Here is a 12876-nt window from a genome sequence, read left to right as displayed (position 1 = left end):
CTGCCAAATATGCCTGATTGGCGTATGATAGCGGCAGCGTCCCTACCGAGAGCTTCACCCTATGAAACCAGTTTTTTTGGATTTTGAACAACCCATCGCCGAATTAACCAATAAAATCGAAGAGCTGCGCTTTGTGCAGGGCGAATCCGCCGTCGATATTTCCGATGAAATCGCCAGATTGCAGAAGAAAAGCAACGACTTGACCAAATCGATTTTCAATAAGCTGACGCCCGCTCAGATTTCGCAGGTTTCACGCCATCCCCAACGTCCTTACACCTTAGATTACATCCAAGCCATTTTCACCGATTTTGAAGAGTTGCACGGCGACCGCCATTATTCAGACGACCATGCCATCGTCGGCGGTTTGGCGCGCTTCAACGGACAAAGCGTGATGGTTATCGGCCATCAAAAAGGCCGTGACACCAAAGAAAAAATCCGCCGCAATTTCGGTATGCCGCGTCCTGAAGGCTATCGTAAAGCGTTGCGTCTGATGCAGACTGCCGAGAAATTCAATATTCCCGTGATGACTTTTGTCGATACGCCGGGTGCGTATCCGGGCATCGGCGCGGAAGAGCGCGGTCAGTCCGAAGCCATCGGACGCAACCTGTACGAATTGACCCGACTGCGTGTGCCGGTTTTGTGTACCATTATCGGCGAGGGTGGTTCCGGCGGCGCGCTGGCGATTGCGGTCGGCGATTACGTCAATATGCTGCAATATTCGACTTACTCGGTTATTTCTCCGGAAGGCTGCGCGTCTATTCTGTGGAAAACCGCCGAAAAAGCGGCAGATGCCGCGCAAGCCTTGGGTATTACCGCCAAACGCCTGCAAGAGTTGGATTTGATCGATAGCGTGATCAACGAGCCTTTGGGCGGTGCGCACCGTGATTTTGAAACGACCATGAAAAACGTCAAAACGGTGTTGGAAACCGAGTTGCACGAGGCGCAAAATATGCCGATGGCGGACTTGCTGGCGCGCCGTTTCGACCGGATTATGGCTTACGGTAAGTTTACGGATAAGTAAACAATTAATGTGCAGAAAAGCAGGCAGAAGCCCCCCTGCCTGCTTTTTCATTTCTAAGAACTTGCCTTGCCGACACAATATAGATTACGCCATATGAACCCGACGTCGTCTGAAAACCTTCCGCCTCAATGCCGCAGTTTGTTGGAAACCCTGCGTCTTTCGGCGCGTTCGCTTCCTGATGGTTGTACGGTAACGGTCGGATTGAGCGGCGGTTTGGATTCGGTGGTGTTGCTGCATATGCTCGCGTGTTTGCGGGAAGAGCTTGGTTTGAATGTACACGCTTTGCACGTTCATCACGGATTGAGCCGCAATGCGGATGACTGGCTGGTGTTTTGCACACGCTTATGCCAAGAATGGAATGTGCCGTTCAGAAGCGTAAAAGTTGAAGTCAAAAAAGACGGGTTGGGAATCGAAGCCGCCGCACGGAAAGCACGTTATCAGGCGTTTTCAGACGACCCCTCTGGTGTCATCGCGTTGGCGCACCATCAGGATGACCAAATTGAAACATTCATGCTCGCGGCGGTTCGCGGCGGCGGCATTAAAGCACTTGCCGCCATGCCACAATGGCGCAAGCTGGATGAGGGAACGCAAATTTGGCGGCCGCTGCTGACGTTTTCTCGAAAAGAATTGGAAAGCTACGCCGCTGCCTGCAACCTGCCGAACATTGAAGACGAAAGTAACGCCGATACTGCCTTTTTAAGGAATTGGATGCGTTACGAAGCGTTGCCGGTTTGGCGGGAGCGCATTCCGAATTTCGATCGTCATGTTTGTGCCAACATTCGTTCTTTGCAAACCGATTTGGCGATTTTGGACGAAGTTGTCGATGCGGATTATCAGACGGTTTGCCAAAGCGGGCGTTTCCAAGTCAGCCGTTGGCAGACATTCAGCGAAGCACGCCGCAGCCGGATTCTTTGGCGTTTTTTTAAGGAGAATGGGATTGTGGAAAGTTCTCCGAGAAAGCTGGCGGATTTCGCGCGGATACTGTTGGAAGCAGAAACTGCACAATGGCAGTTCGGCGAAACATCGGTATGTTTATACCGGGATTTTTTATTCATATTGAAACAAAACCAGTTTGCGGACGCGGATTGGATAAAGGGAAAAGAAGTCAGAGGTCGTCTGAAAGATATTCTCCAAGAAAACGGTTTTTTTCTGGTGCCACACCGCAACGGATTGCCGGAATCGGTCTTGGAAGAAGAAGGAATCATTCGGACGGCGGGTAGTGATGATATGATGAATGTAGGTTTTTTGTATAAAAACGTTAAGAAAATGTTGCAGGAAAACCATATTGTACCGTTCGTCAGAAAATGCTGGCCGATTATCACAAATACTGACGGAAACTGCATTGCTATTGTTAACCTTACGGTAAGCCACGATTTTCAAGGGATTGACGGTTTTTTACCGGTTTATGGAAAATTTTTGAGATATAAATGGAACTAAATGCGGCAATAGCTGTCTTTAACTGGCACAGCACGCTTTACTACTTTATAGCTTATAATGCAGTTATTATAAAAAGGTAAAATATGAATGATCGCCAGATTGATCAGGTCTTGGTAGAGCGCGCGCAGAAAGGCGAACAAAAAGCATTCGAGATGCTGATGTCCAAATATCAGCGTCGGCTCATCAGATTGATTTCCCGTTTTGTCAAAGACGAACACGAAGTCAACGATGTGGCGCAAGAGGCAATGATCAGGGCTTACCGTGCCTTGCCGAATTTTCGTAGCGAGAGCGCGTTTTATACCTGGCTGTACCGGATTGCTATCAATACTGCCAAAAATTTCTTAGTAACATCAGGAAAGCAGCCGTTCGTCAGTGCAGAGGCTGCCAATGAAGATGGGGATATTCTGGATTTGTCGGATCAGATTGCGGATTACCATACGCCGGAAGCTGAGATGATCAATCGGGAAATCCTGCAAACAGTCGAATCAACAATTTCGCATTTGCCCGAGGACTTACGCAAAGCCATTACCTTGCGGGAAATGGACGGTTTGTCTTACGAGGAAATCGCCACGATTATGGATTGCCCGATAGGGACGGTTAGATCCCGTATTTTCAGGGCACGGGAAGTGATAGCAAAAGATTTGAGGCCGTTGCTGGAAACTTCTGAAAATCAAAGGTGGTAATAAAAATGGTAATAACTATGAACACAACACACGAATATATCTCCATGTTGATGGATAACGACGATGTATCTGAAGAGATGCTTGATCGTCTGTTGTCCGACGATGCCGCTGCCGAAGCGTGGTACGAGTACCATCTGATTGGCGATTACATGCGCTATAAAGCAGGTACGGGGCGTGATGCGGATTTCATGCAAAGCGCAGCATTTACTGCTACGCTTGCTGAAATCAGCGAAGAACATAAGCAACGTCATAAGGCTGAAGTTGCCGCAGCGATGTCTGCTAAGGGTGTTCAAGCTGCAAACAATTCCTTCTTTAAATCTTTCGCCGTTGCTGCCAGCGTTGCTGCAGTTGCCGTAGCCGTATGGCAATTTGCTCCGCAAATGCAAAGTGTTGGATCAGCAGATATGGTCGCAGAAAAAGCTGTTGAAACCAAAGCACAACAGGAAAATATAGTGTCCGTAGTGGCTAATCCAGCTGTTAAAAATGCTTCGGACGCTGTGGTATTACCTGAATCGATAAAGAACGAAAAAGGTGTGAGTCAGACTACGGTTCGAACTGAAATGCAGGTTCAACAGGATTCCATCGTCCACTAAACTGCATATAGAGACAGATTTCCATCAAGTAGAGAAATCCCTTCCCGAGCTATTCGGGCAGGGGTTTTATTTTTGAACGGATGCATCTTGAGGTCGTCTGAAAAAGCGGTTTGAAAAAAGTCGAACGGTATCGTGCGGCTGCCTTTCTGTATCTTTTTTATTTGAATCCGCTATATAATGCGGCACATGAAATTGATTACCTCCGCGCAAAACGAGCAGCTCAAGCATTTGTCCAAGCTGCTGACACAATCTAAAGCACGCCGTGAATACGGGCAAACCGTGTTGGAAGGCGTGCATCTTTTGCAGGTCTATTTAGAGGCGGGATATACGCCCAAACAAGTGTATTTGCCCGAAAGTAAAAACACGCATTCTGAAATCCGAGATTTAATCAGCAGCTTGGATGAGGATTGTATTACTTGGGTCGGAAACGAAGCCTTGTCTAAAATCACCAGTCTGAATGACGCCGATGATGTGATGACTTGGATAGAGATTCCGCCGCAAGATGATTTGCCTTTAAGCGGCGATTGCGTCGTGTTGGATAGACTGCAAGATCCAGGCAATGTCGGTACGGTTTTACGCAGCGCAGCAGCTTCGGGCGTCAAGCAGATTGTGTTGGGTAATGACTGCGTTGATATTTGGTCGCCCAAGGTATTGCGGGCGGGTATGGGAGCGCATTTTCTGTTGAACATATACAGCCGCGTTTTTCTACCGCAATGGCTGGATGCTTATCAGGACAAAATATGGGCAACCGCTTTGGACGGGCGCAATCCTTCCGATTTGTACCAACTGGATTTAAACGCTCATTGTGCTTGGGTTTTCGGCAATGAAGGCAGCGGCGTGAGTCGGGAAATTTTGGAAAAAGTCGACGGCAGCGTCAGAATCCCGATGCTGGGACAGACCGAGTCGTTAAACGTCGCCATGGCGGCAACGGTATGCCTCTTTGAGCAAATGCGCCAACGTATTGCATAAACACTTTCAGACGACCGGTCAGTTTAGGAGAAACCCAATTAAGGTCGTCTGAAAACCTTATCTTCTGAGACCTTTGCAAAAAAGCCCTTCCCCCCGACAGCCGAAACCCAAACACAGGTTTTCGTCTATTTCCGCCCCTAATTGCTCCTGATTTTACCCAAATATCCCCTTAATCCTCCCCGAATACCCGATAATCAGGCATCCGGGCCGCCTTTTAGGCGGCAACAGGCACACTTAGCCTGTTAGCCGCTTTCAACAGGTTTAAACACATCGCCTTCAGATGGCTTTGCGCACTCACTTTGAGCAGACCAAAATAGGCTGCCCGGGCGTAGCGGAATTTACGGTGCAGCGTACCAAAGCTTTGCTCGACCACATAACGGGTCTTCGACAAATATCGGTTGCGTTTGGTTTGCGCTTCCGTCAGCGGACGGTTGCGGTGGGCTTTGCGCATAATGCCGTCCAGCAACCGATGTTCTTTCAGATGTTGCCGGTTTTCCGCACTGTCGTATCCTTTATCGGCATAGACGGTCGTACCTTCGGCAATGCCTTCCAGCAAAGGCGACAGGTGGTTGCACTCATGGGTATTGGCGGGGGTGATGTGCAGTTTCTCGATATAGCCTTCCTCATCGGTACGGGTATGTTGTTTGTAACCGAGTTTGTAGAGACCGTTTTTCTTTGTCCAGCGGGCATCTTTGTCTTTACTCGGTGTGGTTTGGCCGCTGACTTGTCCTTCTTCATCGACTTCTATGGCCTGACGCTGTTTGCTGCCGGCGGTCTGAATAATGGTGGCGTCAATGACGGCGGCGGATGCTTTCTCTACTTTTAGGTTTTTTTCGGTCAGTTGGCGGTTAATCAGTTCCAGCAATTCGGACAGGGTGTCGTCTTGCGCCAGCCAGTTGCGGTAGCGGCATAAGGTGCTGTAATCGGGGATGCTCAGTTCGTCAAAACGGCAAAATAGGTTGAAATCGATGCGGGTGATGAGACTGTGTTCGAGTTCGGGATCGGAGAGGCTGTGCCATTGTCCGAGCAGGACGGCTTTGAACATGGACAACAGTGGATAGGCGGGACGGCCGCGGTGGTCTCGAAGGTAACGGGCTCTTTGACGATTCAGGTATTGTTCGATCGGTTGCCAATCAATCACCTGATCCAACTTCAATAATGGGAAGCGGTCGATGTGTTTGGCGATCATGGCTTGTGCGGTTTGCCGGAAGAAGGTGCTCATGGAAAATCCCCTAAATGTCTTGGTGTGAATTTAGGGGATTTTGGGGAATTTTGCAAAGGTCTCCTTCTGCAATTTTAGAATATCAAACCGGCGGTTAATTTGTTTAACCGCCGGTTTGATGTTTCAAAGCAATCAGAATTTGTCATTCGGCCAGCGTGTGCTTTGCAGGATGCTTGCATCGACGTCCTGAATATTGCGATGGCCGGTAAACGCCATGGATACGTCCATTTCTTTATACAGGATTTCCAGCGCGCGGGTAACGCCTTCTTCGCCGTATGCGCCCAAGCCGTAGAGGAATGCGCGGCCTATCATCGTGCCTTTCGCGCCCAAAGCCCATGCTTTGAGGATGTCCTGACCGCTGCGGATGCCGCTGTCCATCCACACTTCGATGTCGCTGCCGACTGCGCTGACGATGTCGGGCAAGGCTTTGATGGCGGATATGGTGTCGTCGAGCTGGCGGCCGCCGTGGTTGGAAACGACCAATGCGTCCGCGCCGCTTTTCACTGCTTTTTCCGCATCTTCAGGTTCCATAATACCTTTGATAATCAGCTTGCCGCCCCACAAATCTTTAATTCGGGCAACGTCGTCCCAGCTCAGGCGCGGGTCGAATTGTTCGGAAGTCCATGAAGACAGCGAAGACAAATCGCCGACATTTTTAGCGTGTCCGACGATATTGCGGAACGTGCGGCGTTCCGTGTTCAGCATTTTCATGCACCATTCAGGCTTGGTCGCCAGGTTGATTAAATTGGCGATGGTCGGTTTCGGCGGCGCGGACAGGCCGTTTTTGATGTCTTTGTGGCGTTGACCCAAAACCTGCAAATCGGCGGTCAAAACCAATGCCGAACACTTGGCATCTTTCGCGCGCTTAATCAGGTTTTCCATAAACTCGCGGTCGCGCATCACATAAAGCTGAAACCAAAACGGCGCGCTGGTGTTTTCGGCAACGTCTTCAATCGAGCAGATGGACATGGTAGAGAGGGTAAACGGAATGCCGAACTTCTCCGCCGCCCGCGCCGCCAAGATTTCGCCGTCGGCGTGCGCCATGCCGGTAAAGCCCGTCGGCGCAATCGCCACCGGCATTTTCACATCCTGACCGATCATTTTGGTTTCCAAGCTTCTGCCTTCCATATTGACTAATACCTTTTGGCGGAAGCGGATGTCTTTGAAATCCGTAGTGTTTTCGCGGTAGGTGGTTTCCGTCCAAGAACCTGAATCGATGTAATCGTAAAACATGCGCGGCATCTTGCGCTTGGCGACAAGGCGCAGGTCTTCGATACAGGTCATTTTGCTCAAATCGCGTTTCATTGTTGATTGCCTCTGTTAAGGGGTTGCTTATGGCTTGGGTCGTCTGAAACGGGCAGGGCGGTTTCAGACGACCTTTTGCAATACCATAATGATTTAGTATGAATTAGATAATCTATATCAATCGCAATTATAAAGCAAATGGTTTTAACCCCGCCAAAAGCAGGGTAATAGCACTTTTCAGACGACCTCGGATTCAAGTTTCAGATAAAAAAAGAGAAATCTTTAGGCAGATAAAAATCCATTCGCCCAGCCATTTAAACAAACAATCGGAAGACGCCCAAATATACTTGACTGAATCACTCAGATATTAGACAATCGCACCACTATAAAAAAGCCGACACAGGCACCTACCATGAGACTGACCACAAAAGGGCGTTTTGCCGTTACCGCCATGATTGATTTGGCGATGAACGCGCAAACCGGCGCTGTCAAACTCAGCGCCATCAGCGAACGCCAAAGTATTTCGCTTTCCTATCTCGAACAACTATTCAGCAAACTGCGGCGCGCCGGGCTGGTCGAAAGCCTGCGCGGCCCCGGCGGCGGCTACATCCTCGCCGCCCCTCCCGCACAAATCAATATCGCCCAAATCATTTCCGCCGCCGAAGACAAGCTGGACGCCACCCAATGCAGCAGCAAAGCCAACTGCCACCACGGCGCGCCCTGTCTGACGCACGACCTTTGGGAAAACCTGAACAAAACCATCAACGATTACCTCAGCAGCGTTACCCTGCAAAGCATCATCGAACAGAAAAACAGCGATGACGGCAGCCACGTCATCCAATTTACACATATCCATTAAGTACATTACAGAAAAAGAAAGAGCAAACCATGACCGTCAAAACCCCCGTTTATCTCGACTACGCCGCCACCACCCCCGTTGACAAACGCGTTGCCGAAAAAATGATTCCCTATCTGACCGAAACCTTCGGCAACCCCGCTTCCAACAGCCACGCATTCGGCTGGGAAGCAGAAGAAGCTGTCGAAAAAGCCCGCGCCGACATCGCCGCCCTGATTAACGCCGACCCCAAAGAAATCATCTTCACCAGCGGCGCGACCGAGTCTGACAACCTCGCCATCAAAGGCGCGGCAAACTTCTACAAAACCAAAGGCAAACACCTCATCACCGTCAAAACCGAACACAAAGCCGTGCTCGACACCATGCGCGAACTCGAACGCCAAGGTTTTGAAGTAACTTACCTCGGCGTACAAGAAAACGGTTTGATCGATTTGGAAGAACTCAAAGCCGCCATCCGCGACGACACCATCCTGATTTCCGTGATGTGGGTGAACAACGAAATCGGCGTAGTGCAAGACATTCCCGCCATCGGCGAAATCTGCCGCGAACGCAAAATCATCTTCCACGTCGATGCCGCCCAAGCCTGCGGCAAAGTGCCTGTTGACGTTGAAGCCGCCAAAATCGACCTGCTGTCCATGTCCGGTCATAAAGTATACGGCCCCAAAGGCATCGGCGCACTGTACGTCCGCCGCAAACCCCGCGTCCGCCTCGAAGCCCAAATGCACGGCGGCGGCCACGAACGCGGCTTCCGCAGCGGCACCCTGCCTACCCACCAAATCGTCGGCATGGGCGAAGCCTTCCGCATCGCCAAAGAAGAACTCGAGCAAGACATGGCGCACTACCGCAAACTGCGCGACATCTTCCTCAAAGGCATCGAAGGCATCGAAGAAGTCTATATCAACGGCGACCTCGAACACCGCGCCCCGAACAACCTGAACGTCAGCTTCAACTTCGTCGAAGGTGAAAGCCTGATTATGGCGGTGAAAGAACTCGCTGTATCCAGCGGCTCCGCCTGCACCTCCGCCTCGCTCGAACCCAGCTACGTCCTGCGCGCGCTCGGCCGCAACGACGAACTGGCGCACTCATCCCTGCGCATCACCTTCGGCCGCATGACCACCGAAGAAGAAGTACAGTTTGCGGCAGAACTGATCAAATCCAAAATCGGCAAACTGCGCGAACTGTCGCCGTTGTGGGAAATGTTCAAAGACGGGATTGATTTGAACTCAATTGAATGGGCAGCGCATTGATTGAGAGAAAAGGTCGTCTGAAAATAGCAAGGGACCTTTTCAGACGACCTATATAGAAATAGATAATAATTATGAAGCCTATTTTATCTAGACATACAATCTTATCAACGTTAGATTCAAAACAGGAAGATGAATTAGAATATTTATTTGAAATAATTAAAAAATTTTCAAATATATTGCTTAGTAATAAACAAATACTTAACAATAAACAAAATTGGAATGAGCTACGTTTCCCTTATAAAAATTTATTAAAAGATGCAGAGCAATGCCAAATTTATGACTCGATGGAAAATGTACCTGATCAAATAAAACACTATATTGAGTGTTATAAGTTAAGTAATAAAATTCCTAGGTATCTATTTTTAGATATAACGAAAATAAAATTAAATACTACAAAAATCATTATTCCAAATTTTGGAATAATAAAATTTAAATCTAAAAATACCAATTTATTGAAGAGTGAACATATTGAATTTATAGCTATTTGTAAAGAAGATAGTGGAATACTTACTCTTTATATAAAACAGAAAAATAATATAAAACAGAAAAATAAAAAAATTAAACTGAAGAATAATAAATTTCAAATGGAGAATCATGACACTGAAGAGGAAAATAATAACTCTCAAGTGAAAAATTGGTATACAGTTCTTAGAACTTCTAAAAATTTTTGGCCATACAAAAAATAGCTAAGTAAGAAGGTGCAAACACAAATGAATAATAAGTATCAACCTATCTAAATCAAATTATAAAACTTTTTTGAACATACTTAAAACTTTACAAATATAGGTATATAAATTATGAACGAACAAGAACTCGACTTGGACAATCTCGACAACCTGCTTGAAAATTTTGACGGCGTTACTGTGGAAGGCGGCGTCGATTCGGAAAACGACGACGGCTGCGAAGGCGGCGCGTGCAAAATCTAAGGCGGCAGGGGTCGTCTGAAATATTGTTCGGAAGCAAAATAAGGAATCCCATGTCCCTACAAATTCAGGAACAGCATCATTTGCCGCAAACGACGCATTCCATTATTGGTTCGTGGCGGATGGAGCAGTTGAACATCAGTCTAGAGACCATACATGATATGCAGCGTTTGGTGGAAGGCAAAATCAGTTTGGATGAGGCTTTGGACGGCATCAAACAAAGAATGGCGGAAAAATGAGCAAATACGGCGGAGAAGACACTATTTATATGAATGGAGGCGTATTTAAAAACAAGCTCTCCATCCAAGATAGTGAATTGCTGAAAACCGCCGAAAAAGAATTTTCCGCTGTTCGCGCCCAATATCTGCTTTTGCAACCCATTACGGACAATTTTGATTTGGCCCATTTACAGACTATTCATCGCGAACTGTTTGGCGATGTTTATGATTGGGCAGGCGAAATCCGGCGGATTGATATTTCCAAAGGTAATACCCGATTTGCCAATTTTGCTTTTATCGAAAACGAAAGCCGTAAACTTTTAGAGAAGCTGCGAAACGAAAACTATTTGCAGGGGTTGGATAAAGATAAATTCGCCGAGCGTGTAGCCTATTATTTGGGCGAGTTGAACGTCCTACATCCTTTTCGTGAAGGAAACGGCAGAACATTGCGCCTGTTTATGACGCAATTGGCAATGAAAAACGGTTTGCAGATACATTGGCAAAATATCTCTGCCGAACAAATGATTCAAGCCTGTATTCAGGCATACCATGCCGATAGCAGCTTATTGGCACGCCTAATTTTAGAAAATTTAGAACAATCGTCTTTTTCAGACGACTAAAACATCAACAAACCACGATATTTTAAGGAAACCACATCATGGCATACAGCGATAAAGTAATCGATCACTATGAAAACCCCCGCAACGTCGGTACTTTCGACAAAGACGACGAGTCTGTCGGCACCGGCATGGTCGGCGCGCCCGCCTGCGGCGACGTTATGCGCCTGCAAATCAAAGTGAACGACGAAGGCATCATCGAAGACGCTAAATTCAAAACTTACGGCTGCGGCTCCGCCATCGCTTCGTCCAGCCTGATTACCGAGTGGGTAAAAGGTAAAAGCCTGGATGACGCGCTGGCAATCAAAAACAGCGAAATCGCCGAAGAATTGGAACTGCCGCCTGTGAAAATCCACTGCTCCATCTTGGCTGAAGATGCGGTAAAAGCGGCTGTTGCCGACTATCGCAAACGTCAGGAAAACAAATAACCCGATTCGGTTGGTGTTTTGTCGGCAGACGTTCATAGGATTTCTGAAAGTCTTAGAACGTGTTCATTGTCTCAGCCTCTGCTGTAAACTATCGGCATGAACAGAAAAACCTACCCAAGCGATATCAGTCGCGAGCAATTTGCGCCTCTCCTTCCCCTGCTGGAAAGTGCCCGTAAACGCACAGCGCCACGCCAGGTGGACTTGTACGATGTCTTTTGTGCCATTCTCTACCTGCAACGCACTGGCTGCTCCTGGCGCGCTTTGCCGGGCGACTTCCCCAAATGGCGCACCGTGCATTCCTACTTCCAGAGATGGACCGAACCACGCGAGAGTGGCATCAGCATCCTTGAGGAAGCATTAAAAAAATCAGGTAGTTGCGGAGCGCCGCAAGCAGGGGCGCCATGAAGCAACTACTTTCCTGATTATTGATGCGCAGAGTGTGAAGAACACGGATACCGCCATGGAAAAAGGCTACGATGCGGGCAAGAAGATTAGCGGTATCAAGCGACATATAGCGGTTGACACGCAAGGTTTGCCGCATGCCCTTGCGGTAACGACGGCGGATGTTACGGATAGAAAAGGCTGCCTGGTGGCATTGGAACGTGGGCGGGATAATCTTGGTGCGATACAAAAAATCCTTGCTGACGGTGGTTACACGGGTAAGGCATTTACTTCGTCGGTACAGGAGTTGATTGGTGCAGAGGTAGAGATTGCCAAACGAAACGAATTGCACCGTTTTGCAGTATTGCCGAAGCGATGGGTAGTAGAGCGCAGCTTTTCCTGGTTGGAAAAGAACAGGCGGCTTTGGAAAAACTGCGAGCGTAAGTTGAGTACCAGTCTGCAAATGGTAGCTTTGGCTTTCTTGGGAGTCCTGCTACGAAGACTATGAACACGCTCTTAGGATTTTCGGGAAAAGCAAACCTGATGATTTGTTCTCTTCACCCTCGGAGGTCGGAAGTCAAGGGCACAGAAACTTAATCCTTTTGAAGTTGCCGCCAAATTTGGGACTGCCTGCCAATCTATCCCCTCTCCCCGTGGGAGAGGGTTAGGGAGAGGGCGATAAGCCGTAGGCTTATATTTAGTCGATACGCCTCCAGAATCAAAGGAGATGGCATACCTTCTCTCGTGAAGAAGAGGGTAAGGACACAGAAACCTAATCCTTTTGAAGTTGCCGCCAAATTTGGGACTGCCTGCCAATCTATCCCCTCTCCCCGCGGGAGAGGGTTAGGGAGAGGGTAATAAGCCGCAGGCTTATATTGAGTCGATACGCTTGAAAAATCAAAAGAGACGACATGCCTTCTTTCGTGAAGAAGAGGATAAGGGCACAATAACTTAATTGTTTGGAAGTGGCCGCCAAATTTGGGACTGCCTGCCAATCTATTCCCTCTCCCAGCGGGAGAGGGTTAGGGAGAGGGCG

The 12876-nt window shown here is 48.3% G+C and carries 15 protein-coding genes; 13 read left to right on the top strand and 2 right to left on the bottom strand.

The annotated features are described in order from the left end of the window. Positions 1-61 precede the first annotated feature (61 nt). The 5 genes from MON37_RS06455 (at position 62) to MON37_RS06435 (ending at position 4703) form a co-directional block, all read left to right on the top strand. Positions 62-1021 (top strand): acetyl-CoA carboxylase carboxyltransferase subunit alpha, encoded by a 960-nt coding sequence (locus MON37_RS06455; protein WP_039410222.1) that lies wholly within the window; start codon positions 62-64, stop codon positions 1019-1021. Between the two features lie 93 nt (positions 1022-1114). Next, positions 1115-2458 carry a tRNA lysidine(34) synthetase TilS gene (gene tilS, locus MON37_RS06450; protein ID WP_039410225.1) on the top strand — a complete coding sequence of 448 codons (1344 nt, stop codon included), beginning with the start codon at positions 1115-1117 and terminating at the stop codon, positions 2456-2458. 83 nt (positions 2459-2541) lie between these two features. Beyond that, entirely contained in the window at positions 2542-3141 is a 600-nt protein-coding gene (gene rpoE / locus MON37_RS06445; protein ID WP_039410227.1) for an RNA polymerase sigma factor RpoE, read from the top strand. Between the two features lie 17 nt (positions 3142-3158). Continuing rightward, the gene (locus MON37_RS06440) at positions 3159-3734 is read left to right on the top strand and encodes a sigma-E factor negative regulatory protein (protein WP_234396110.1); all 576 of its coding nucleotides are present in this window, start codon (positions 3159-3161) and stop codon (positions 3732-3734) included. Between the two features lie 186 nt (positions 3735-3920). Next, on the top strand, positions 3921-4703 hold the full coding sequence (locus tag MON37_RS06435) for a TrmH family RNA methyltransferase (protein WP_039410232.1): 783 nt from the start codon (positions 3921-3923) through the stop codon (positions 4701-4703). A gap of 214 nt (positions 4704-4917) precedes the next feature. Here MON37_RS06435 and MON37_RS06430 read toward each other — a convergent pair whose 3' ends face one another. Next, complete coding sequence (locus tag MON37_RS06430; RefSeq protein WP_242883552.1) at positions 4918-5925, bottom strand: IS5 family transposase; 1008 nt, start codon at positions 5923-5925, stop codon at positions 4918-4920. A gap of 132 nt (positions 5926-6057) precedes the next feature. Then, a complete protein-coding gene (locus tag MON37_RS06425) occupies positions 6058-7230 on the bottom strand; it encodes an alpha-hydroxy acid oxidase (RefSeq protein WP_039410741.1) in 1173 nt (390 codons plus the stop codon). A 352-nt stretch (positions 7231-7582) separates the two neighbouring features. Between MON37_RS06425 and iscR the strand changes: the two genes are divergently transcribed. The 8 genes from iscR to MON37_RS06390 all read left to right on the top strand — a co-directional run bounded on the left by iscR (position 7583) and on the right by MON37_RS06390 (position 12348). Further along, positions 7583-8029: a Fe-S cluster assembly transcriptional regulator IscR gene (gene iscR, locus MON37_RS06420; protein WP_003764827.1), complete on the top strand. Its 447-nt coding sequence runs from the start codon at positions 7583-7585 to the stop codon at positions 8027-8029. 29 nt (positions 8030-8058) lie between these two features. Continuing rightward, the gene (locus MON37_RS06415; protein ID WP_003764834.1) at positions 8059-9273 is read left to right on the top strand and encodes an IscS subfamily cysteine desulfurase; all 1215 of its coding nucleotides are present in this window, start codon (positions 8059-8061) and stop codon (positions 9271-9273) included. 71 nt (positions 9274-9344) lie between these two features. Beyond that, on the top strand, positions 9345-9959 hold the full coding sequence (locus MON37_RS06410) for a hypothetical protein (RefSeq protein ID WP_039410744.1): 615 nt from the start codon (positions 9345-9347) through the stop codon (positions 9957-9959). A 111-nt stretch (positions 9960-10070) separates the two neighbouring features. Beyond that, the gene (locus tag MON37_RS12305; protein ID WP_278250489.1) at positions 10071-10199 is read left to right on the top strand and encodes a hypothetical protein; all 129 of its coding nucleotides are present in this window, start codon (positions 10071-10073) and stop codon (positions 10197-10199) included. Between the two features lie 50 nt (positions 10200-10249). Continuing rightward, entirely contained in the window at positions 10250-10435 is a 186-nt protein-coding gene (locus tag MON37_RS06405) for an antitoxin VbhA family protein (RefSeq protein ID WP_039410746.1), read from the top strand. Further along, a complete protein-coding gene (locus MON37_RS06400) occupies positions 10432-11034 on the top strand; it encodes a putative adenosine monophosphate-protein transferase Fic (RefSeq protein ID WP_039410749.1) in 603 nt (200 codons plus the stop codon). The genes MON37_RS06405 and MON37_RS06400 overlap by 4 nt, the downstream gene beginning before the upstream one ends. A 38-nt stretch (positions 11035-11072) precedes the next feature. Further along, the gene (gene iscU / locus MON37_RS06395; protein ID WP_003746470.1) at positions 11073-11459 is read left to right on the top strand and encodes a Fe-S cluster assembly scaffold IscU; all 387 of its coding nucleotides are present in this window, start codon (positions 11073-11075) and stop codon (positions 11457-11459) included. A gap of 96 nt (positions 11460-11555) precedes the next feature. Next, positions 11556-12348 (top strand): IS5 family transposase gene (locus MON37_RS06390; RefSeq protein ID WP_242883550.1). Its coding sequence is split into 2 segments (ribosomal slippage): positions 11556-11819 and positions 11821-12348, totalling 792 coding nucleotides; the frame shifts between segments, so codons are not numbered across the junction. The last annotated feature ends 528 nt before the right edge of the window (positions 12349-12876 follow it).

Source organism: Morococcus cerebrosus, assembly GCF_022749515.1.
Lineage (GTDB): Bacteria > Pseudomonadota > Gammaproteobacteria > Burkholderiales > Neisseriaceae > Neisseria > Neisseria cerebrosa.
Note: the sequence above shows the minus strand (reverse complement) of the source record. Positions and strands in the feature narration are given on the sequence as shown.